At 38.5% G+C, this 21957-nt stretch carries 21 protein-coding genes and 1 pseudogene; 17 read left to right on the top strand and 5 right to left on the bottom strand.

The window, feature by feature from the left end; translation table 11 throughout:
• From QUB80_RS12915 to QUB80_RS12850, 14 genes are all read left to right on the top strand, one after another.
• Complete coding sequence (locus tag QUB80_RS12915; protein ID WP_289789914.1) at positions 1-585, top strand: serine acetyltransferase; 585 nt, start codon at positions 1-3, stop codon at positions 583-585.
• 38 nt (positions 586-623) lie between these two features.
• On the top strand, positions 624-1628 hold the full coding sequence (locus QUB80_RS12910; protein WP_289789913.1) for a glycosyltransferase family 2 protein: 1005 nt from the start codon (positions 624-626) through the stop codon (positions 1626-1628).
• A 103-nt stretch (positions 1629-1731) separates the two neighbouring features.
• Entirely contained in the window at positions 1732-3168 is a 1437-nt protein-coding gene (locus QUB80_RS12905; RefSeq protein WP_289789912.1) for a glycosyltransferase family 4 protein, read from the top strand.
• Positions 3169-3332: 164 nt separating this feature from the next.
• The gene (locus tag QUB80_RS12900) at positions 3333-4289 is read left to right on the top strand and encodes a glycosyltransferase family 2 protein (protein WP_289789911.1); all 957 of its coding nucleotides are present in this window, start codon (positions 3333-3335) and stop codon (positions 4287-4289) included.
• Positions 4290-4311: 22 nt separating this feature from the next.
• The gene (locus QUB80_RS12895) at positions 4312-5211 is read left to right on the top strand and encodes an ABC transporter permease (RefSeq protein WP_289790263.1); all 900 of its coding nucleotides are present in this window, start codon (positions 4312-4314) and stop codon (positions 5209-5211) included.
• A gap of 2 nt (positions 5212-5213) precedes the next feature.
• A complete protein-coding gene (locus QUB80_RS12890) occupies positions 5214-6560 on the top strand; it encodes an ABC transporter ATP-binding protein (protein ID WP_289790262.1) in 1347 nt (448 codons plus the stop codon).
• 15 nt (positions 6561-6575) lie between these two features.
• On the top strand, positions 6576-7646 hold the full coding sequence (locus QUB80_RS12885) for a glycosyltransferase family A protein (RefSeq protein ID WP_289789910.1): 1071 nt from the start codon (positions 6576-6578) through the stop codon (positions 7644-7646).
• 95 nt (positions 7647-7741) lie between these two features.
• Positions 7742-8722 carry a glycosyltransferase family 2 protein gene (locus QUB80_RS12880; protein WP_289789909.1) on the top strand — a complete coding sequence of 327 codons (981 nt, stop codon included), beginning with the start codon at positions 7742-7744 and terminating at the stop codon, positions 8720-8722.
• A gap of 59 nt (positions 8723-8781) precedes the next feature.
• Positions 8782-10005: a glycosyltransferase family 4 protein gene (locus QUB80_RS12875; protein WP_289789908.1), complete on the top strand. Its 1224-nt coding sequence runs from the start codon at positions 8782-8784 to the stop codon at positions 10003-10005.
• Between the two features lie 88 nt (positions 10006-10093).
• Positions 10094-11413: a glycosyltransferase gene (locus QUB80_RS12870; RefSeq protein ID WP_289789907.1), complete on the top strand. Its 1320-nt coding sequence runs from the start codon at positions 10094-10096 to the stop codon at positions 11411-11413.
• An 87-nt stretch (positions 11414-11500) separates the two neighbouring features.
• A complete protein-coding gene (locus tag QUB80_RS12865) occupies positions 11501-13333 on the top strand; it encodes a glycosyltransferase (RefSeq protein ID WP_289789906.1) in 1833 nt (610 codons plus the stop codon).
• A gap of 45 nt (positions 13334-13378) precedes the next feature.
• Positions 13379-14518 carry a UDP-galactopyranose mutase gene (glf, locus tag QUB80_RS12860; protein WP_289789905.1) on the top strand — a complete coding sequence of 380 codons (1140 nt, stop codon included), beginning with the start codon at positions 13379-13381 and terminating at the stop codon, positions 14516-14518.
• 215 nt (positions 14519-14733) lie between these two features.
• Complete coding sequence (locus QUB80_RS12855) at positions 14734-15720, top strand: CmcI family methyltransferase (protein WP_289789904.1); 987 nt, start codon at positions 14734-14736, stop codon at positions 15718-15720.
• An 80-nt stretch (positions 15721-15800) separates the two neighbouring features.
• Positions 15801-16421 (top strand): class I SAM-dependent methyltransferase, encoded by a 621-nt coding sequence (locus QUB80_RS12850; protein WP_289789903.1) that lies wholly within the window; start codon positions 15801-15803, stop codon positions 16419-16421.
• Positions 16422-16456: 35 nt separating this feature from the next.
• Here the strand turns inward: QUB80_RS12850 and QUB80_RS12845 are convergent, their stop codons facing one another.
• The 3 genes from QUB80_RS12845 to QUB80_RS12835 form a co-directional block, all read right to left on the bottom strand.
• Positions 16457-17755, bottom strand: a complete 1299-nt coding sequence (locus tag QUB80_RS12845; RefSeq protein ID WP_289789902.1) for a recombinase family protein — start codon at positions 17753-17755, stop codon at positions 16457-16459.
• Between the two features lie 106 nt (positions 17756-17861).
• Positions 17862-18101 carry a hypothetical protein gene (locus QUB80_RS12840; RefSeq protein ID WP_289789901.1) on the bottom strand — a complete coding sequence of 80 codons (240 nt, stop codon included), beginning with the start codon at positions 18099-18101 and terminating at the stop codon, positions 17862-17864.
• Positions 18098-18457: a VOC family protein gene (locus QUB80_RS12835; protein ID WP_289789900.1), complete on the bottom strand. Its 360-nt coding sequence runs from the start codon at positions 18455-18457 to the stop codon at positions 18098-18100. The genes QUB80_RS12840 and QUB80_RS12835 overlap by 4 nt, the downstream gene beginning before the upstream one ends.
• A 237-nt stretch (positions 18458-18694) precedes the next feature.
• Between QUB80_RS12835 and QUB80_RS12830 the strand changes: the two genes are divergently transcribed.
• Both QUB80_RS12830 and QUB80_RS12825 read left to right on the top strand, forming a co-directional pair.
• Positions 18695-19150 carry a hypothetical protein gene (locus QUB80_RS12830; protein WP_289789899.1) on the top strand — a complete coding sequence of 152 codons (456 nt, stop codon included), beginning with the start codon at positions 18695-18697 and terminating at the stop codon, positions 19148-19150.
• Positions 19151-19184: 34 nt separating this feature from the next.
• Positions 19185-19352 carry a hypothetical protein gene (locus QUB80_RS12825; RefSeq protein WP_289789898.1) on the top strand — a complete coding sequence of 56 codons (168 nt, stop codon included), beginning with the start codon at positions 19185-19187 and terminating at the stop codon, positions 19350-19352.
• Positions 19353-19530: 178 nt separating this feature from the next.
• Here the strand turns inward: QUB80_RS12825 and QUB80_RS35225 are convergent.
• Positions 19531-19683 (bottom strand): annotated as a pseudogene (locus QUB80_RS35225) (tetratricopeptide repeat protein); the annotation flags it as partial.
• Between the two features lie 38 nt (positions 19684-19721).
• Between QUB80_RS35225 and fabG the strand changes: the two are divergent.
• Entirely contained in the window at positions 19722-20423 is a 702-nt protein-coding gene (fabG, locus tag QUB80_RS12815) for a 3-oxoacyl-ACP reductase FabG (protein ID WP_289789897.1), read from the top strand.
• Between the two features lie 366 nt (positions 20424-20789).
• Here the strand turns inward: fabG and QUB80_RS12810 are convergent, their stop codons facing one another.
• Positions 20790-21803: a zinc-binding dehydrogenase gene (locus QUB80_RS12810; RefSeq protein ID WP_289789896.1), complete on the bottom strand. Its 1014-nt coding sequence runs from the start codon at positions 21801-21803 to the stop codon at positions 20790-20792.
• Positions 21804-21957: the final 154 nt, after the last annotated feature.

Below are 21957 nucleotides of genomic sequence, written 5' to 3'. Positions count from 1 at the left end.
ATGAGTACATTCATAAATTATATTACGCAAGATTGGCAAGTAAATGACGATACTAGTACCAAGTCCCGTTTCATATTATTGATGTTTCGTTCAGCACAATTATTTGGCCATTTACCTACACCTTTTTCCTTATTTTCTACTTTTTATAGAGTCTTTTATCAATTAGTAGTAGATTGGATATTAAAGGTTGAATTACCTTGGGATACACAAGTAGGAGCCAATCTTAAACTGAGTCATAGCGTGGCTTTGGTCGTCAATCATGAAACTATCATCGGAACTAATTGCACTCTCAGGCATTCAACAACAATTGGTAACAAAAAACTAGCCGATGGTTCCTACAGTAGATGTCCAAAAATTGGAAATAATGTAGATATTGGCTCCAATGTTGTCATTATTGGTTCAGTTGTTATTGGTGATAATGCTGTTATTGGGGCTGGTTCTGTAGTTGTCAAAGATGTCCCCGCAGGTGCTGTGGTTGCTGGGAATCCTGCAAGAGTTATTCGCATCTTAAATATTAATTCGACTCCTGTTTTAGATAAAGGAGTAGATGTTTTAGAACATCTGTCAGTATCAATTAACTCTTAATTGTTAGTTTTTTTCTTTTCTATCTTAAGGTTTAACTTATGCCAAAAGTTTCTATTATTATTCCAGCCTATAATGCAATGACCTATTTGCCAGAAACAGTAGAGAGTGTTTTGAGGCAGACTTTTACAGATTTTGAAGTCTTAATTGTTGATGACGGTAGCTCGGATCAGATTGTGCAGTGGGTATCTGAACTAGAAGATCCACGGGTGAAATTAATTTCGCAAGAAAATCAAGGTGTATCATTAGCACGCAACACAGGTATTGCCTACGCTCAAGGAGAATATGTGGCATTCCTAGATGCTGATGATTTATGGACACCGACAAAGTTAGAAAAACAAGTTATTTGTCTTGATCAAAATCCGTCAGTCGGCTTGGTACATACCTGGATGGCTTTAATTGATTGCAAAGGTAAATCTAACGGTAGAGTGATGACTTCCAATGCTGAAGGTAATACTTGGCAGCAATTACTTGAGAAAAATATGGTAGCTTGTTCTTCTGTTATGGTTCGTCGTTGTTGTTTGCAAAATGTCGGGGGATTTGAACCGCATTTAAATTTTGCTGAGGATTGGGATATGTGGATTCGTATCTCCGCTCATTATCATTTTGCTGTTATCAAGGAAGCTCTTTATTATTATCGGCAAGTTCCTAACAGCCTCTCTAAAAATATTCGGGTGCTGGAACAAGCATTTCTTTTTGTAATTGAAAAGGCGTTCCACTCTGTACCACCAAAGCTACTGTACTTAAAAAAACACAGTTACGGTTATGCTAACCTTTGTTTAGCTTGGAAAGCTTTACAAAGTAGTTGTAGAGATTACAAACTAGCACGTTATTATCGACAAAAAGCTATTTCCTACTACCCTCATCTACGCTATTCTCACGAGAATATACGCTTGAGTGTGGCCATAATAGCACTGCAATTATTTGGAAATGATAGCTATAGCAAATTGCTAGAACTTGCTTATGCTCTACGCCGACAGATTTTAAGTTTTCCAAATTTAGATTCTATAAATAGTTTTAAAATTATTGATAAAACTACTCAATAACTATAAATAATATTATAAAAATATTCGCTGTTTACGCATTTTCTCAAACATCAAAACCCAAAGATAACTGTGAGATTTAATAATTATGTTGGAATATAAAAATATGCTAGCGCCTGACGTTGTTAAACAAGAATCACTAATCTCAAATCAAAATAAAGAACCAGCGATCGCATTACTGCATTGCATGGATCTGATAGATGATTTTTTAGATCACATTCATATTTCATTTGAGACTTACTGTCATGAGTTTGTCGGTAGCTGGATGTTTGGCTACATCAATACGCTGAAACTGGTTGGTGTACGGACAGTGCTATTCTGCATTTCCGCTCGTGTTGCTGAAGTTTCACGCTTCACCCATGTGCCTACTGGTGCCACCATCTGCGTGCTGCCTGCTCCCAAAAGCTATCTTGGTTACCGTATGGTGCGACATCAAGCACTCAAATTTTACGGTGTGAGTGAGGGAAAAACATTCACAGAGATTCAAGACTCAAATGCCACCCGTCGTTCCCTGCTGACAACACTTAAGAATCTAGCTCAGAGTATGGGAACTTACTTGTCTACACCACTAGGCTTACTTATTCAGGAAATTAGAAACGAGGGTTGTGAGGCGATTTTATGTCAAGAGTATGAGTATGCCCGCTTTGATGCTTGCGTACTTTTGGGAAAGTTAATGAATTTACCAGTATTTGCTAGTTTTCAAGGAGGTGACAAAACACACAGTTTCCTGGAATACCCCCTGCGACAGATGGCATTGCGAGGATGTACAGGTGTAATTATCTCAACGCAAAAAGAGATTGAACGGGTTCGCGATCGCTATCAACTACCGCCTACTAAAATAGCCCGGATTTTCACTCCAATGGATACGGGAACCTGGTATCCCATTGCTCGTACTCAGGCACGTTCTGCACTTGGCATTCCAATGGATGCTCAGATAGTAGTATGTCATGGTCGGATAGATTTTCATCGCAAAGGGCTAGACATTCTGGTAGCCGCTTGGGAGAAAATTTGTCGCGATCGCCCCCACCGAAACCTAAGGTTACTCCTAGTAGGAACAGGCCCAGACGCAAACAAATTGCGCCAATGTATTGCAAATATGAACTTACAAGGCGTGATCTGGCAAGACGAATTTGTCAACGATCACTCAAGACTTCGGCTCTATCTCTCGGCGGCAGATGTTTACACTCTGGCTTCTCGGCAAGAAGGTTTTCCTGTCGCACCACTAGAAGCAATGGCTTGTGGCTTGCCCGTAGTTGCAGCTGATGCTCCTGGTATTCCCGACATCTTAGAAGGAGGAGAGATTTCTGGTGGTTTAGTTGTGCCAAGGGAAGATGCAACTGCACTAGCACAAGCACTCGGTCGTGTTTTGGATGATGAAGCTTGGGGATGCGAGTTAGGTAAGCGCGCTCGTCGCCGCATAGAGGAATACTTTTCACCTCAGGTAATAGGCAAACAATTGCAGGACTTTATTTTGAGGCAAAAGGTGGAGTCAAAAGAAGTTGGGTTCAAGATTCCTGACTTCTACAAGGAGTCGGGGATCTAAATCACCCGTCAGTTTGGCAAAAATAAACAAAATAATGTCTTTTTTTCTACCTAATAACAACTGTACGGGCGGGTTTAAAAGATAAATAATCGGTTTGATCAGCAAGATTATCAGTAAAACCCGTTCCTACCAATGCCAATAATCAACTTTTCAGGAGTTCAAATATGCCAAAAGTTACTGTTGTCATTCCTGCCTACAATGCTATGGCTTTTTTGCCAGAAACTTTAGAAAGTGTTTTGCGGCAAACTTTCACTGATTTTGAAATCTTGATTGTTAATGATGGCAGTACAGATAACATTTTGGAATGGGCTTCTGAACTCAAAGATCCACGCGTAAAATTGATTACGCAACCAAACCAACGTGTCTCGGCAGCACGCAATACAGGCATCACTAATGCTCAGGGAAAGTATATAGCTTTTCTAGATGCTGATGATTTGTGGGAGCCAGCAAAACTAGAAAAACAGATACGTTGTTTAGATGAGCAACCAACAGTAGGTTTGGTATATACTTGGACGCTTTTAGTTGATAAAGAAAACAATCCTACAGGTAGAATTTTTGCTTCCCATCTTGAAGGTAAAGTATGGAATAAATTGCTAGAAAATGATCCAATTTCTAGTGGAAGTTCACCACTGGTGAGACGGAGTTGCTTTGATACTGTCGGGCTGTTTGATCGGAATTTGGCTTATGCACCAGATTTAGATATGTGGGTTCGCATTGCTTATCGCTATCCTATAGCAGTCGTCAAAGAACCTTTAGTCCGCTATCGGCAACTTCCCAATAGTTTCTCTAGAAACCGCCAAGGCATGATTAAGGAGCTTCGCCAGGTTGTCGAGAAAGCATTTGCATCTGTTCCTCTAGAGCAGTTGTATTTGAGAAATCAGTGTTATGCCAGTATATTTTTTGGTTTAGCATGGCTTGCTGTAGATGAAGGAGACTACAAAAAGGCGATTCATTTACGTCAACAAGCTTTTCTACATTATTCACAAGTGTTCTTTTCTGAAAAATATCTGCGTTTGAGTTTAGCGATCGCTATGATCCGTTGGTTTGGTGCTAATGGCTACGATGGAGTGCGGAGTTTAACTCATATCTTACGCCGACGCATATTTGGTGTCTCAATCTAATTAGTGATTCAAATTAATCATGATGGACAAAAGTCAGCAGTATTTGAGACAAAATACAGTTCAAAAAGTAGCTCCAAGAGTCCACACAATAGTGCATCGCCCTGAAAGTCGAATGAGGCATCCGCTTCGGTTATTCAAAGAAATGGGGCGGGATTTGTTAGCATCACGAGAGTTGGCTTGGCGGCTGATGATTCGAGATATCAGAGCTAAATACCGTCAGTCATTTTTAGGTATTTTCTGGGCAATCATACCTCCGATAGTCATGGCAGTTGGCTTTACCCTTGCTCAAGGAGGTGGAGTTGTCAACATCGGTGCCACAGACTTGCCCTATCCTGCTTACGTCATGTTCAGCATGACGTTGTGGCAAACTTTTGTCGAAGCGCTGAACGGGCCACCTCAAGCAGTAACAGCTGCTAAGATGATGCTCTCTAGAATTAATTTTCCCAGAGAAGCGCTGATTGTTGCCAAATTAGGTGAAGTTTTTTTCAATTTTGGCATCAAATTAATTCTGATTGTGGGCTTGTTTATCTGGTATCAAATTCCAATAACTTGGAATGTTTTTTTAGCGCCAGTCGCCTTAATTCATTTGGTATTGCTAGGAACTTTTTTTGGTTTGCTGTTGGCTCCACTAAGCGCTCTCTATCAAGATTTTTCAATGGGGATAACCTTAATAACTGGATTTTGGTTATTTCTTACCCCAGTAGTCTATCCAGTTCCCAATCATGGAATATTTGGCTCCATTGTCAACCTAAATCCTGTTACACCTTTGCTAGTAACAACACGGGAGTTGGCAACAACAGGTGTTATATCCGATCCACAAGGATTTTGGATAGCCAGCCTAATTGCAATTGTGGGATTACTTTTAGCTTGGATTATCTATCGTCTAGCAATGCCTTATGTAGTTGAAAGAATGAGTTCTTAATGATGATTAATATTGATGAGCAGGAAATTTCAGCAAAATCGTACAAAAATGATGGTGAAGTAGTTCTTTCGGTTAATGGAGTTGCGAAAAAGTTTTGTCGAGATTTAAGGCGATCGCTATTCTATGGTATTCAGGATATCGCTTCTGAAGTACTTGGTTTGCGAGAGAAAAACGATATGCTTCGACCAAAAGAATTTTGGGTATTGAAAGATGTTAATTTTCAATTGCATCGAGGAGAAGCACTCGGTTTAGTTGGTAAAAATGGCAGTGGAAAATCTACCCTATTGCGGATTATTGCCGGGCTGATTAAACCCGATACTGGTTTTGTAGAAGTTAATGGTCGGATAGCACCTTTAATTGCCTTAGGGGCTGGATTTAATCCTATTTTGACTGGGCGAGAAAATATTTATGCCAATATGTCAATTTTGGGTTTATCTACAAAGGAAATAAATGAGCGATTTGATGAAGTTGTAAAGTTTGCAGAAATAGGAGATGCGATTGATGCACCAGTACAGAGTTATAGTTCTGGGATGGCAGCACGCTTAGGTTTTGCTAGTGCGATTCATACTGAGCCAGATGTTCTTTTAATTGATGAAGTATTAGCTGTAGGAGATAGTCGATTTAGAGGCAAGTGTTTTCAGAAATTGCACGATTTGCGTCAAAAAGGCACATCTTTTATTTTAGTTAGTCATGATGCCCATTCTATTCTCACTGTATGCGAATCTGCGGTTTACCTGAAACAAGGTGAGTTTCTTGGATATGATGATGCAGGTTCAATTATTAATCAGTACGAAAGGGATTTATTTTTAAATGAATCAGAAGTAGGAACAAAATTAATTCCCTTTTTGCGGAAAAGAGAAAGTTTTGGTTTAGAAATACAATCTCTATTTTTTAGAAATAGTCAAGGTGAAATAATTGAATCGCCGATTAGTGGGGAACAAACATTTTTATGTATTAAATGTAAAGTACTTAAAAAACTTGAGGATGTTAGTATTACATTCGCTATCAAAGGTCTAGGAGAAGGAGGAGACACAATTTTACTTATTAACAACTTAAAAGACAAAAATAATATCTACCTATTACCTGGTGAAAATGAAATTCAACTAGAAATGCCCTACATGGGTTTAAAGCTGGGAATTTACATCATGGATGTATATGCGAAAAAGGAGAGAATGTATCATCTCGATGCAGTGGAATCCTTTCAGTTTCGAGTAGAGGGAAGAGAAGAAAGTATCAGCAGATGTTTGTTCTATCAACCACGCAAGTGGAAAATAATACATCCTCACAATGCTTCAATTTGTTTGTTAATGAAAGAAAATATAGTAACCACAAATCAGATTTCTAAATAAGGAGAGGTAAATACTATGAAATCTCTCAGTCAAGAACAAGTTAAGCAATCAATAGAGACAAAATTGCCTAGTTTTTCGATTATATTTGAAACCGAAAATCTTTCAAGTATAGAGCTTGATAATATCTACAGAAGTTTAGCTTCAATTGCTGCCCAGGATATTTCACCTGAGCAAGCTAATGAATTTTTAATCATTGATGGTGGCTATGCACCACAAGAAGTGATAGATGAAATATCTTCTAAATATCCCTGGATTACTTTACAAAAAGCACCAGGATTAGGCTACTACGAAGCAAAAATGCTTGGTGCTACTCTTACTACGGGTGAAATCATTGTTTATTGTGACTCAGATTGTGTCTATGTCTCAAATTGGCTGAGGAATATACTCACTCCTTTCATGCAAAGCGGTGAAATTAATGTTGTTGCCGGCGAGACGAGTACACCTGTAAGGAATGCTTATGAACTTGCCATAGCTATGCACTACTTCTTCCCGCGCTTTTCATATCAAGAGGAACCATATATATCAGACTACTATTTTCTAAATGCTGTTGCCTTTCGTCGTGATTTTCTCTTGCAATATCCCATTCCGACTAATTTACCGCTTTACCGAGGCAACTGTGATATACACTGTTACTCTCTTCATTGCCTACAGGAAAACAAAATCTGGAAACATCCAAAAGCCCAAGCTACCCACGAACCACCAACATTATCTTTTTGTATTTGGCGTTATTTATTAATGGGGCGCGATCGCGTTTTGAAAGAGCACATCAAGTATCTTTTGACAAAAAATTCGGAGCTGGTTGATTATGCTCAATTATCTACGGATTTAAATTGGACACTAGCTCAGAAAATTAAGGGTATGCTCTCGACAATTAAGAGAATTAAACCGTTTGATAATCAGAAAATTCATGCTGTTTTACAAGAAGATAAAAGTCGCTCTGGTTTACTACCTTTAGCAGTACCAATAGTAATAGGTTTGGAGCTTATTTTTGCTATTGGTAGCATTGTCACTTATCTAAAAAGTGACTTGTTACTCAAGGTTTATTATCAATCAGAAGAAAATTTCACTTATCTAAATCAGTCGTAAAGTCATAATTTATGTGGGGGATATTGTGGAGTGAAAACAAGAAAAAGATTCGTTGAGCTTTGCTATCAAACATAAAGTATGAGCTTGTGTGAAATATGGTTAGCAATCAAACAGATAGTTTAAATAATGAAGCATTTTTGCCCAAGGTTTCGGTTGTTGTCCCAATTTATAACGGTGAAGCAGACTTACCAGACTTGATAAATTGTTTGTGTATGCAAACTTATCCGTGCGATCGCGTCGAGTATATCTTGGTAGACAATGGCAGTGGCGATCACACAGCCGAAATTATCAAACAAAAGAGTGAAGATGCACAACAGCAGGGAATAAAAATTCGCTACCAAAGCGAAAATAAAATTCAAAGTTCATACGCTGCTCGCAATGCTGGCATTCGTACTAGCAGTGGTGAAATTATCGTCTTTACCGATGCTGATTGCCGTCCCCAGCCAGATTGGTTGTATGCCATTGTTCAACCCTTTGCCAATCCCACAGTTGGTTTAGTTGGTGGTGGAGTTATTGCTCTACCCGGTAAAACACTTCTTGAAAAGTATGCAGAGCGCAAAAACATATTGTCTCATAAAGACGCAGCAATGCATCCATTCTGTCCCTATGCCGCCGGAGCTAATCTTGCTATTCGCCGCCAAACTTTGCGAGAGATTGGGCTGTTTCGCCCCTACCTGACAACGGGTGGAGATGCTGACATATGTTGGCGAATTCAACGCCAAAGCTCTTGGCAGTTTTATTGTGCAGATCAAGCCGTAGTTCAGCACCGTCACCGTGTGAATCTACGGGAACTTACAAACCAATTTCACCGCTACGGTTGTTCTCATCAATATTTGAAAGAACTCTATGGTACCGATGTCTTCCAAAATATATGGAACATTAAAGACTACTCCTATCGCTGGATAGGTTGGCTACTAAAAGAATTGCCGATTAATGTTGCGAAAATGATTATAGGTAAAGCTACTCTTTTAGACTTGTTAATCACTCCTATGGATTTACTAATTATTCAAGCTGAAGCCACTGGAAGGAGGAAAGCTAAGTTATCGGAAAAAGCTTGGCAAGTTGAATGGTTGTAAAATTTTTCAATTGTTTAACCCAGAATTCTAAAGCAGAAAATAGATAAAAGGAAATTTCTATGTTTCAAAGTTGTATTTTGGATACAGCTCCTGTTTTTTTCAGTCAAAATAAAGTAACTAGTACATCAAAAAAAGTACTAGTAATATCTCCTGTTCCCTCCCATCCTCAAAATGCAGGTAATCGAACTAGAATTTATAATTTGTTAATAAACCTAAAAAATCTAGGTCATGAAGTACATTTTTTGTACATTCAGCAGGAGATAGCAGATGAAGATTTGATGCGCCAAACTTGGGGGGAAAATTTCTACTCTTTACCTTACACAGATTGCTGGCACAGAAAACGAAGTTTAATTGCAAGAATTATTAGAAAATTAAGATGTTTTCTAACCAACTATCCTAAATTCCCTGGTACAGTGGATGATTGGTATGACAATTCTATTAATCAGTTTTTAGTAGAATTACAAACAAAAATTAAGCCTGATATTGTAATTGTTGAATATGTATTTTTCTCCAAAGCTCTAAAATATTTTAGTAAAGATGTTTTGAAAATAATTGATACCCACGATATATTCAATGATCGAGTGAATTTATATAAAAATAACGGTCAACAATATTATTGGTACTCTACAACTATTAAAGAGGAAATAAAGGGGCTTTGCCGAGCAGATTTAGTTATAGCCGTACAAAAAGAAGAAGAAGAATATTTTAAAAAGCTAGTAGGAAACAAAGTTATCACTATAGGTCATACCGTTCCCCTGCGTAGACCAAAACAGATAGTATCGCTTCGCAGAAAAATTCTTTATGTAGCTTCTAGAAATGAAATCAATATTCATAGCTTTGGCTACTTTATTAGAGAAGTTTTACCAAAAGTTAGAGCAAAGCTTCCTGATGTTCAACTAGCGATCGCAGGAAATATTTGTGAAGTAGTAGAGGATACTGACGGATGCATAAAACTTGGATATATGCAGAACATAGACGAGGTTTATGATACTGCTGATATAGTTATTAACCCTATTCTATTTGGGACAGGTTTAAAAATCAAAACTATTGAAGCTTTAGGACAATCTAAAGTCTTGATTACAACACCTGAAGGTGCTAAAGGGCTGGAGCAAGGAGCTAATAAAGCTTTTATCATTGCTAACAATTTAGATGAATTTGCTCAATCTATCATTCAAGTTATGACAAATCCAATATTGTCTAGTCATCTCTCACAAAATGCCTATATTTTTGCCAAAGAGTATAACAAAAAAGTTCTAGATTTATTAGAGAAAATGCTTAATTAGATAGTTAGTTTTATTAATTTTAAAATTTTAATTAAGCTATTTATTAATAATTACAGCAAGCTTAAAACTGATAATGGTAGTTAAATATATGTTGAGAGAAAGTATTAATCGACATATCAAAATTCAATTTATTAGTAGAGATATTCCTGTCGAGAACACTGCTGGTAATTCTACTTATATACTTGATTTTATGCAGTACTTGCGGCAAGCTGGTTATGAAATTGAGTATGTACTTATTAATTCATCACCTAATGGTAGAACTCCCTGGTATATCATTCCGCCTACACTGGCAACACTTGCTAATGTGTCAGTTAAAAATAACTTGAGAATAGGTCGTCTTCTGCTTAGATTTAACTCTTTATCAGATTGGTTAATTGAGTTATTACGATTGGCTTATGATCGCTTACCAGAAAAGTTAAAAAACATTTACCGTTCTGCCAGAAATAAACGACAGATAAAGCCTTTATATGTGATTTTTACTCAAAAGTGGGATATTTTGGCAACTCCAGAGGAAGTAGCTTTTGCAGGTTCACAGTTTGCTAGATTTAAGCCAGATGTTGTAGTAGCTAATTACGCTTGGCTAAGTAATGTGTTTGATGTTATTTCTACTGATGTATCAATATTAAAAGTCATATTAACACATGACATTCTTCATAGAAGAGTTGCAGATTTAAAACAAATCGGAGCACACATAGATATTTCAGAATGGGATAGGAATAAGGAAGTTGTACAGTTACGTAAAGCACAAGTGCTGCTAGCTATTCAGGAAGAGGATGCTAAGTTTTTTAAGGAAATGGTATCTCAGTGTGATGTCATTTCGATGCCCATATCTGCAATATATCACTCTCATACCGACAAGCAAGTACCCGGTCGTTGCCTATTTGTAGGTAGTGGTGCAGATCACAACTACTATGGTCTTAAGTGGTTTCTTGAGGATGTGTGGCTAAGGGTTATAGAGTCAATGCCCAATCTGACTCTCCACGTATGTGGTCTTGTGTGTAATTTAATTCAAGGAAATTATCCAAATGTTCGCTTTTTAGGTAGAGTTGACGATTTGGAAGCAGAATACAGCGCGGCTGAACTCTGTCTGATTCCTTTATTGGCTGGTAGCGGGCTGAAAATTAAACTTGTAGAGGCAATGTCCTATGGGCGCGCTTGTATTTCTACCAGTGTAGGCGTTCAAGGACTACAAGAGGTTGTTGGTAGTGCTGTTCTGGTAGCAGATACGCCTGAAGATTTCGCAGCAGCCATACACACAGTTATAACCAAAAAAGAAAAGCGTCAGTGGATGGAGGAACAAGCTCACAGGTACGCGATCGCCAAGCTATCTCCTCAAGCAGCTTATCAACCATTTGTAGATTATACCCACCAGTATTTACAGCAAGTTAAGGCAGTAGGCAGAAGGTAAAATGCTTTGCCTAAGTAAATTTCCAAGATTGGCATTTGAGATTTGACAACATTTTCTTAGTAAACACGCCTAAAAGGTAGGAAGCATATGAACATAGTTAGCAGAGTTCAATTTCCTCAAAACTTTGAGATTTCTGATTTATACTTCAAGGTTGTTAATAATATATCAATTAATTTGAATGAAGACAGCAATCAAATTGTTTTACATGAAGATAGTACTATATCTTTGAACACTTATTTCAATTCAATATATGAAAAACACTATACAAAATATACCTCTATAAATTCACTTCATTATTTACTAAAATTAGAGGGAGATTTTGAAGTTTTTGCTTATCGAGAAACTTCGGAATTAAGTACCAGAGAACTTATTTACAGTCAAAAGATTAAGAATTGTCAATTATCAGATTATGTAAAAATTATCTTGCCAGAACTCAAGCAAAATCAAAAAGCTGGTCGCATTTATCTGGAAATAACTTGTCTTAGTCAACAAGGTTTATTTACAGAAGGATTAATTGTAACTGAACAAGAAAAGCATCGGGATGTATCATTAGCTATCATCACTTGTACATTCAAAAAAGAAGTTTATGTAAAAAAGACAGTCAACACTATTTTGCAAGACAGGTTTTTGCAGGATAAAAAATTCAAAGTTTTTGTAGTAGATAATGGTAAAACTCTGAATTCGAGTGATTTTAAAGACTATAGAGTGCAGCTAATTCCTAATCGCAATGTCGGTGGAAGTGGTGGTTTTACTAAAGGATTGATTGAAGCATTACAAGAAGGCGTTTATACCCACTTCTTGTTTATGGATGACGATATCGAGTTAGATAGTGAAGCTATTTATAGGCTTTTTTCTTTGTATGAATATGCGAATCAGGATTTTGCTGTAGCTGGTAGTATGTTGGATTTATACAAAAAACACATTTTGTATGAAGCAGGAGCAATATATAACAAATCCATCGATGACGAAGGAAACATCAAGCAGGATAAATTCACAGGCTATCCTCTCAAACACAATCTTGATTTACAAAACACTACCACGCTTAACTCACTTTTAGTAGAAGACAATATAGATTATGGGGGGTTTTGGTTTTTTGGCTTTTCTAAAGAAATCGTCGAAAAAATTGGATTACCACTTCCCTTGTTTATCAAAATAGATGACATGGAATTTGGTTTAAGAATTAACGAACATTTTGAGAATGGAATAGTGGCTTTTCCGTCTATAGCTGTGTGGCACGAACCTTTTTATGCTAAAAGACCTATTTGGGATTTCTACTATTATATTCGCAATCACTTAATAACCAATTCAATTCATAGTTCTTTGGAATACGTGAAAACAGTTAAAACTTTCACAAACAATATACTCTATTATTTATTCATCTTTGATTACAATTCTGCACAAATGGTAGTCAAAGGTTTTGAAGATTATATGCAAGGCCCCAATTTCATTACAAATAATACTCCAGATTTACTGCATTCCAAGATTGTTGATTCCAGTAAAACTTATAAAAACCAAACTATACTAGTTAATTATGTTGCCAACACGGAAGGTTATCAAATTACTAAAGCTGGAAAATTTCAAAAAATGATTAGCTTGTTAACACTTAATGGTCACTTACTACCGCGATTCTTAATTGCCAATGAAAGTGCAGTAATTAGATTAGGTATCAAAGACAAAGAACGTGACTCAATTTGTAAAGCCTTAGCTAAAAAAAGAATTCTTTATATCATAGAAGAAAATCCTAATTCTTATCAGTATGAATTGGAGCAAAAAGCTGGAGTTGATATTTTATTTTCTTGGTTTAACTCTGTAATTAAAAATAGTTTGAAATGGTCAAGTGTTAATGCAGAGTGGAAAAAAGCGTTCAACGATTTAACCTCTATGCAATTTTGGCAAGAGTATCTCGAACCTCAAAAGTAAAACAAAGTTTCAAGATTCAACTTATTTTAGACAAGGAGAAGCAGCATGAAAGCAGATTGGCTAATTATAGGGGCTGGATATTCAGGCTGCGTGCTAGCTGAGAGAATTGCAACTCAATTGGCACAACGAGTGCTGATTGTAGAACGGCGAGATCACATCGGCGGTAATGCTTACGATTCCTATAATGAGCATGGTATCTTAGTACATAAATATGGCCCTCATATCTTTCATACTAAGTCTAAAAAAGCTTGGGATTATCTCTCTCAATTTACTGAATGGAGACACTACTATCATCATGTGTTGGGAGTAGTGGAAGGCAAGAAAGTGCCTATTCCTTTTAATTTAAATTCTCTCTATGCTCTTTTTCCCCCACGCTATGCAGAGAAGTTGGAGAATTTGCTTTTAGAACACTTCGGTTTTGGAGTTAAAGTTCCTATTCTCAAATTGCGTGAAAGTGCAAGTGGAGATTTAGATTTTTTAGCCAACTACATTTATGAAAATGTTTTTCTCCACTACACAATGAAGCAGTGGGAGTTAAAACCCGAAGAATTGGATCGTGGAGTAACAGGACGTGTTCCAGTTTATATCAGTCGGGATAACCGTTATTTTCAGGATAGATATCAGGCTATGCCAAAGCACGGTTATACCGAGATGTTTCGCCGAATGCTTGCTCACCCCAACATCAAGGTACTCCTGAACGCAGATTACCGGGAAATTATTAATGACGTTAAGTTTAACCGGATCATCTGTACTGGGCCGATTGATACCTTCTTTGATTATATGTATGGTGAGTTGCCTTATCGTAGTTTACGCTTTCAGTTTGATACTTTGGATCAAGAATATTATCAAGAAGTAGGTACGGTTAATTACCCCAACGAGTACAACATCACCCGCATTACAGAACAAAAATATTTGTCGGGGCAAACCTCACCCAAAACTACTTTAGTGATGGAATATCCTCAAGCTTACGTACCAGGGAAAAACGACCCCTATTATCCCATACCTCGTGAGGAGAATCGCGAGCGGTTGGATCTTTATCTCAAAGAGGTAGAGAAACTGAACGGTACAGTCATCTTTGTAGGGCGGTTGGCTGAATATAAGTACTACGACATGGATCAGGCTGTAGTGCGATCGCTTGGTGTGTTTGAGAAACAGATAGCTAATTCTTTATCTATGGTTGGCTAAGATTTGCATCGGATGCTTGATAGGCATTAGGCATAATGCATACAGAATCTAATGTGGTGCGTTGTGCTTGGCGACAACACACCCTACAACTAGATTCGGAGTTGATTAAAACATTTTTGTTTACATTGTAGTTATTTTCTACTTTATCTAGATAAAGCCAATATTTTTCGGCACAAAATAAAGTTTGAATTTCAAAATTAGAGAAGAGGTAAATTATGCCTGTAGATTATGATAATGAAACTTTTTACTCTAGCGAGGAATTATCTCAAATTCTCAGAGTTACACCGGAAGATGTGATAGCATTTGTCAAAGATAAAAATTTTAATACAGTTAAACTACAGAATGTCATACATATTCCCAAAAATACTCTTGAAGACTTCTTTGATAAATATTTTTCATTTCAAGGTATAACAGGCGATCGCAACTATTATAGAATCCCAGACTGGTTAAAAAATAGCACATCTCCTTGGGCTATTACTTTAACTAAAATGTATCAAAAAACTTTTAATTATCCTTCTCCTTTATCACCAGAGCAAGGGGAATTTCTGAAAAGTTTAGTTTGCAATATTAAACCCAAAAATGTTTTAGAGATTGGTTGTTTTACAGGTATTTCTACTATATGGATGGCTGCTGGCTTAGAGCAAATAGGAAACCCAGCAACTATTCACTCGGTTGATTTATTTGATGATATTATGCCGTGGCTACCTCATCGGTATGGATATTTGAGTAATCCTCTTGAATTTGCCCAAGAATCTGTCGCTACTGCTCAACTTTCCCATCGAATTAAGTTTCATAAAATGAATTCTCAAGAAATGGGTAAAAAATATCATGAAATAATTAATGAACCCATTGATTTCCTGTTTATTGACGGAGATCATACAAAAAGAGGATGTCTTACCGATTTAATACTTTTTTATCCTCATGTTTCAATTGGAGGATATATCTTATTACATGATATCTACCCTGAAGATTGTGACTGGGATGGGCCGAGATTCGTTATTGACAAGTTTTTACAAAATAATTCTCATTTTGATTTAGTTGAGGTTAATACAAGTCCCAATAATTTTGGCATAGCTTTGATACGTAAGTTGAGTATAGATCGGAAGCTTGATTTTGCAGCTCGTTTGCTAAAAACACCTAGCTGGCAACGAATAAAAAATAACCCCATTGGCAAAATTATGAAAAAACTAATTCTAAATTAATTGAGCTTTTTAGCTTACAAATCTCGATGAAATTACTTATAAAAATCGTGACAAAATGTCATTTTTAATATGGAGTAATTATGAGTTCTTCTCCACTTTATCTAGATCCAATAGTTGTTCCTTTAATTACAGGAGAAACAGTACTAGATGTTGGTTGTGGCTTAGGAAGATGGGGTAATTTAATTCAAGCTAATTTTTGGGAAGCTGGATTAGATAAACCTCCATTAGTTGATGGTATTGATGCGTTTCAAGCAAATGTAGAATATTGTTCTCAACAGAAATGCTATCGGAACGTGTGGTATCAGGTATTGCCATCACCCTTACCGGGAAAATGGGATACAGTTTTGGCGTGTGAAATCATTGAACATATTGAACAAGAAAAAGTAGAAGATTTTCTCAAAGCTTTAGAGAATGCTGCTCATAAAAAAGTGATAGTTTCAACACCTAATTATCCATGTTTTAGAGACGGTTCAGATACTATAGTTGGGTTTAATGATTTTGATGCTCACTTAAGTTATGTACCACGTAGTTATTTTCAGCGTCGTGGCTATAAAGTGATTGGTGCTGGTTTACGGAAATGGACAAAATATCCAGGTTCGTTAGTAGAAAAAATTATTGCGCCTTGGAAACCTGGGTTTGAATCTATTTCAAGATTAATTCCATTTGTTGCCGATTCTATTGTTGCTTATAAAGATATGTAGTAATGAGTGATAAGTTGGAAATTCTTTACTTTCTATCAGAAAATAAAAATAACTCGTAACTCCCATTCTTTTTCTTGACGAAGAATTTCTATTTGGCGGATAAATTCGCGAAAATAAAACCGTCGCTCTGCTTCCGATAAATCTAACCAAAATTGAGGAATAGAAACAGCTTGAGCGACAGAACGCAGATTTACTGGTGGTAAAGTCGCTAACTTCGCCTCAAGTGCAGATATTTCGGTGCGGAGTTTGTATGTTCTTAATTTGGCTGTTTCTGTATCCAGCACACCAGTTTCTACTAAATTGGGTAACTGCTCAAGAATTGCTTGCTGACGGGCGATCGCTTCTCCTAAATTATCTTTAACTGCATCCAACTGGGGAAAATTCATTTTTGCTACTGCCATCGGCAAATCGCGGCAAACTGCACCAATAGTACTATCCAATACTTGCTGATAGGAAATAGAACGACATTTAGGACGTTGAGGACAACTAATCGGACGTAGATAAAGATACTCTTTATCTTGGTTGCGAATTGTGACGCGACAGACACCCATGTGGGATTGACATTCGCCACAAACTACCAATCCGGCTAAAGAACGCGGTGCGCTAGCAGTTCGCGATGGCAAACGACTATTGCGGCGCAACAGCCGATCGACTTGTGCTGCTTCTTCTTTAGAAAGGATTGGAGGATGAGTATTGGGGATAATTTCGCCGTTTTGATAAGCTGTATTACCGCGATACACTGGATTAGTCAACCAACGTCGTCCGGTGGTAACAGAAATTTTCTTACCGTATTTTTTTGCCAAGTAACGCACTGCTCCCCGCAGCGAACCATAAAGTAAGAAGTGTTCAAAAAAATCTTTGACTACTGGGGAAGTGCTGCGGTCTATGATGTATTTATCTCTACTACGACGATAGCCGTAAGGAGCTTTACCGGGTGGAGGAGTTGCATCTAAACGGTTGCGGGCGTGTCCTTGGCGAATGCGGCGGCTGTGTTGCTGATGCTGGATTTCTTGTAATAATTTCAGCAACTCAGCACGGAGATGGGGAGATTGTTCAGAAGAATTGTAACCCTGCTCAAATGCAATCAACGTTATCCCCAGTGCTTCTAGTTGCGAGAGGCGATCGCTTATTTGTTCGACAGAATCTCCCAATTCTTCCAAACGGCGAATCAGAAGGCAATCGGGTGGATCGGTTGTGGAGTCTGCAAAGAATTGTTCTAATTGCGATCGCTCTCCCAAATCTTGATAAATTCGATTTACCTGCCATTCCCAAGTTGTGGGATCGGGAGGATTTTCCAGAAGCGGATCGGTGTAAGTATAAGCGAAGATTTTCATGAGTAGTCATTAGTCATTTGTCATTGGTTAGTAGGGGAGCCAGCGCGCCCTAGCGGCTACCCGGAGGGTAGCCGCTAGCTAACGCAACGCCTGACGGCGAACACGTCTAGTGCCGACTTGTAGCGACTGGCGTAGACGCCGAAGGCGGATAAGCGAAAGTAAGGGTTTCCCGGCATAAAGCGACTGCCGTCGGCGGAGCCGACTTGTAGCACAGCCGCGTGCGAGTTAATTTATGTATCTTCGCTATCTTCGAGAGATTATTGTTAAAACCCGCCCGTACAGTGGTTAGTAGCTGGTTGTTCTCCTCTGCTCCCCTTATTCCTGTGTCCCCGCGTCGCACACTCACTGCTGGTTTAACTCAATCACATTTCCATCTGGATCTTGGGTAAAAATAGCGGGGCGACCAGAAGCGCTAGGTTGCACTAGAAAGTTATAATTTAGAAGCTGCTGTTTAGCGGCATCTAAGTCGGAAACTAAAAAAGCAATGTGGGGATTGCGTCCCCATTTTTCATGTTTAGGTTCATTGGGGACAGTTGGCGCAACTATGAGGTGAACTTGATACTCACCGACTTGATACCAAGCACCAGGGAATTTCATTGAGCGTTCTACTTTGGTTAATCCCAATACAGTGCCATAAAAATGTTCGGAGCGTTCTAAATCTGTAACCAGAATTGCTGTATGGAGAGGTTGGGTAATTTGCATGGTTGCACCAAACATGAATGGATGTGAGTTGCTATGGATTTAATTTACCTGTTTTGGATAGGAGCAAAGTTGTTACATTTGGCAAAACATAAGCGCATCCTAACAAACAATCCCACTACTCACAGCTTAGACGACTGGAAGTCACGAATTTTAAGATTTGAAAAGCACACTGTTTTTTGAAATTTCAAGCTCGAAGATTGTAGATTATTTGCAGTTCGTCCAAAAAAGGGGCTAGGAATGGATATTCAATTAACAGCTCACGAGATTGATTTAACGCGAGATATTTTGCAAGATTACGAACCCGCACAGCACGCATTAGATGAGTTGGAAAGGCATAATGGTGACATTAAAAATGCTTTTCAGGATATGTGGGTAGAAAAGCACGGTTTAATGGCAATGCCAAAGAAAAAATCTCTTTGGGAAGTAACGCTCAAGGTATTACGGAAGGAACTCTGTGGAGACGATGGTTTTCGCGGTCAAGTTAGCGAATATACTAAAAATCCGGGAAGCGCGCCATTATTGACAGGGTTAATTGTTTCCCTTGTAGGTATAGCAGGGGCAAATGGCATACCAATTGATCCAGTGATCGCTACTGTTATTGTTTTGTATATTCTTAAAATTAGTCTGAATATATTTTGCGAGTATACCGAACCACCCATTAATAATTCTGGAACCCTGCCACCAGAAAATTAACTCACCCCTCCCGCAGGGGGGAGGGGGAATTTAGGTGTTGATGTGGAAGCATATTAGTGATTTGGTTTTCGGCTGGTTTTTATTTATTGTTCCCATTGATCGCACTTGTATGAATCACACCCCAAAGAAATGCGATCGCACTGCCACAACGATAATTTTTTGTATCGCCCAAACCCTAGAAGGGTTGGGCTATAAGAACTAAGCCCGCCTGCACGGGCTAGATTAAGAAGTCATTTGTAAAGTAAATATGAAGTAGGGTGTGTTACGGCTATATAAGGATTTGAAAGTTTAAGAAAGTAAGAACTAGCCGTAACGCACCGCCAGTTACTAATCATCTCTAAGAGCATCTTAATAGAGAAATGGTAGTAATTAATGAGTTTTTGAGGGTAGGTGTAAGCACAACTGTAGCGATCGCCATATTCGATTTTGATTTCCAAAGCTTGCTGATAATTGCGCCGTGCCTCTTCATATTCCCGCAACTTTTGGGCTACCATTCCCAACTCGTGGTAGGTGTAAGCACAACTGTAGTGATCGCGCTATCTTGATATTTAAGGCTAAAGGAGTGCATAAAGTGGTAAAGGGCAAGCACGTTTTACTTACAGGCGGCACTGGTGGCTTAGGGTTAGGTGTAACACCAACGGTTCTGGCGCAAGGTGCAACAGCAGTGACAATTCCCTATCGCAATCCCAAAGACATCGAGCGACTTAAAGGTATTCTCTCACCCGCCGACTTTGCCAGAATTCAATTTGTCACTGCCGATTTAAAAGATGAAGCTTCGGTAGAGAATCTCATTAACCAGATAGCGCGAGTCGATGTATTGATTCATCTAGTGGGTGGCTTTTCGATGGGAAAAACCCACGAATACAGTTTTGAGAATTGGAGACGTGATTTTGATATAAATTTAAATACGACTTTCCTAGTTTGCAAACATAGCCTGAAAAGTATGTTGCAAAATGGTTACGGACGTATTGTTACTGTTGGCTCTAGAGGTGCAGTAGAACCAACTGGGCAACTGGCGGCATATTGTGCTGCTAAAGCTGGTGTTGTTGCTCTCACAAAAGCGATCGCCGACGAAACCAAGGGTACTAATATCACTGCTAATGTTGTTCTTCCCAGCGTCATCGACACTCCCACTAACCGCGAGTCTATGGGTGAAGAAAATGCCGATCAATGGGTAAAACCTGAATCTTTAGCCGAAGTCATTTGCTTTTTAGCTTCAGAAGCTGCTAAAGATATTCGAGGTGCGGCAGTTCCTGTTTATGGCAGTATTTAGTGCAATAGCTGAATTTTACTTTACTCAAATCTTGCATCTGAGTTCTTGTCCGCCAAGAAATTTATTTCTTGGCTTAAAGCTAAAGTCTGCTTAAGCAGACTAAGTAAAATTTTCAGTCAGTTTTAACTGACTTGAACTATAAAAGAGGAACTTTAGTTCTAGGCGTTTTATGGGTGAGGTGCAAGATCTGAATTTACAAGCGATCGCACCATTGCATATCATTAACTACTAATGTACAGATAATGTACAGACGAGATTAATCCCGTCTCTACCAACTAATACTGTACGGGCGGGTTTTAACAGCAATCTCTCGAAGATGGCGAAGATACATAAATAAACCCGCCCCTACTAACTAATGACTAATGACTAATGACTAAACCTCACAACAACTTTGCCGCAATTTTTGCCGCTGAGTAAATATTCAACCGCAGCCGGGATGGATTCTATGCCTTGGAATTGGGTTGGATCGACGGCAACTTTGAGGTGATTGGTGTAGAAAAGATGTAACAGGCGATCGCGTGCTTCGGCTGCATATTCTTGATAAAGAGGCATGAGAAAACCGCGCACAGAAGCAGCTTTCCAAAATAGTTTGTGATAGATGCGTGGTTGTGTTACCTCTTCCAGATTTTTACCATATTCGGAAATAAAACCAACCACAACTAAACGTCCGCGAATTGCCAAATTTTCTAAGCAGGTATCGAAAACTTCCCTGCCAACACAATCGAAAATTAAATTAATGCCGTTAGGATATTCTTGTTTGAGAACTTGATCGAGGTTTTCTGTGCGGTAGTTGATAATGCGATCGCATCCCACACTTGCAAGCAACTCTGCTTTTTTTTGTGAACTACAAGTACCGATGACGTGATTACCTGCTAACTTAGCTAACTGTACTGCAATATGCCCGGTTCCTCCTGCTGCTGCTGTTACTAAGACAACTTCATTGCTTTTTATCTCCCCTACTTTTTCTAATGCCACCAAAGCTGATATTCCTGTTGGCATTAAAGTTAATACTTCTGGAGTTACTTCCCGTACCTTTACTGCTAAGTTAGCATTGATAGCTTGGTATTCGCGATAACCACCACCACGCACAGTAGTTACCACAGCATCACCAACTTGAAAATTTTGAATATTCTCTCCTACACCTACCACTTCGCCAACAGCTTCTACTCCTAAATCAAAAGGGGGAGTCAAGTTAACGTAAGGAACTTTTCCTTGGCACAGTAATGTATCAAACCCGCTATTGATACCAGCAAATTTGTTGCGAATGACTATTTCATCAGCATTAGATTCAGGAATAGGAGTTTCTATGATTTCGATAGCCGATTTAAAATCTTGAGAAAAATTTTTTGCTATTAGTTTTTTGTAAGTTCTTAAACTCATTTTCTTAGCTTGAAAGAGGGGTGTAAGGGTGTAAGGGTGTGGGGGAGCCACTGCGGTGGTGAGCCAGCGCGTTGGGCGGCTACCCTCCGGGAAGCCGCTTCGCGTCTAGTGCCGACTTGTAGCGACTGGCGAAAGGGTTTCCCGGCATAAAGCA

This window comes from Chlorogloeopsis sp. ULAP01, assembly GCF_030381805.1.
GTDB lineage: Bacteria > Cyanobacteriota > Cyanobacteriia > Cyanobacteriales > Nostocaceae > Chlorogloeopsis.
This window is presented reverse-complemented; position numbering and strand designations above follow the sequence as displayed.

What these genes read in the sequence shown, in the direction of transcription:
- QUB80_RS12880 (WP_289789909.1), top strand. Translation starts at nt 7,742, where the DNA reads ATGGTTAGCAATCAAACAGATAGTTTAAATAATGAAGCATTTTTGCCC.
- QUB80_RS12855 (WP_289789904.1), top strand. Translation starts at nt 14,734, where the DNA reads ATGCCTGTAGATTATGATAATGAAACTTTTTACTCTAGCGAGGAATTA.
- QUB80_RS12900 (WP_289789911.1), top strand. Translation starts at nt 3,333, where the DNA reads ATGCCAAAAGTTACTGTTGTCATTCCTGCCTACAATGCTATGGCTTTT.
- QUB80_RS12845 (WP_289789902.1), bottom strand. Translation starts at nt 17,755, where the DNA reads ATGAAAATCTTCGCTTATACTTACACCGATCCGCTTCTGGAAAATCCT.
- QUB80_RS12875 (WP_289789908.1), top strand. Translation starts at nt 8,782, where the DNA reads ATGTTTCAAAGTTGTATTTTGGATACAGCTCCTGTTTTTTTCAGTCAA.
- QUB80_RS12850 (WP_289789903.1), top strand. Translation starts at nt 15,801, where the DNA reads ATGAGTTCTTCTCCACTTTATCTAGATCCAATAGTTGTTCCTTTAATT.
- QUB80_RS12835 (WP_289789900.1), bottom strand. Translation starts at nt 18,457, where the DNA reads ATGCAAATTACCCAACCTCTCCATACAGCAATTCTGGTTACAGATTTA.
- QUB80_RS12895 (WP_289790263.1), top strand. Translation starts at nt 4,312, where the DNA reads ATGGACAAAAGTCAGCAGTATTTGAGACAAAATACAGTTCAAAAAGTA.
- glf (WP_289789905.1), top strand. Translation starts at nt 13,379, where the DNA reads ATGAAAGCAGATTGGCTAATTATAGGGGCTGGATATTCAGGCTGCGTG.
- QUB80_RS12865 (WP_289789906.1), top strand. Translation starts at nt 11,501, where the DNA reads ATGAACATAGTTAGCAGAGTTCAATTTCCTCAAAACTTTGAGATTTCT.
- QUB80_RS12830 (WP_289789899.1), top strand. Translation starts at nt 18,695, where the DNA reads ATGGATATTCAATTAACAGCTCACGAGATTGATTTAACGCGAGATATT.
- QUB80_RS12870 (WP_289789907.1), top strand. Translation starts at nt 10,094, where the DNA reads ATGTTGAGAGAAAGTATTAATCGACATATCAAAATTCAATTTATTAGT.
- QUB80_RS12905 (WP_289789912.1), top strand. Translation starts at nt 1,732, where the DNA reads ATGCTAGCGCCTGACGTTGTTAAACAAGAATCACTAATCTCAAATCAA.
- QUB80_RS12810 (WP_289789896.1), bottom strand. Translation starts at nt 21,803, where the DNA reads ATGAGTTTAAGAACTTACAAAAAACTAATAGCAAAAAATTTTTCTCAA.
- QUB80_RS12915 (WP_289789914.1), top strand. Translation starts at nt 1, where the DNA reads ATGAGTACATTCATAAATTATATTACGCAAGATTGGCAAGTAAATGAC.
- QUB80_RS12885 (WP_289789910.1), top strand. Translation starts at nt 6,576, where the DNA reads ATGAAATCTCTCAGTCAAGAACAAGTTAAGCAATCAATAGAGACAAAA.
- QUB80_RS12910 (WP_289789913.1), top strand. Translation starts at nt 624, where the DNA reads ATGCCAAAAGTTTCTATTATTATTCCAGCCTATAATGCAATGACCTAT.
- QUB80_RS12890 (WP_289790262.1), top strand. Translation starts at nt 5,214, where the DNA reads ATGATTAATATTGATGAGCAGGAAATTTCAGCAAAATCGTACAAAAAT.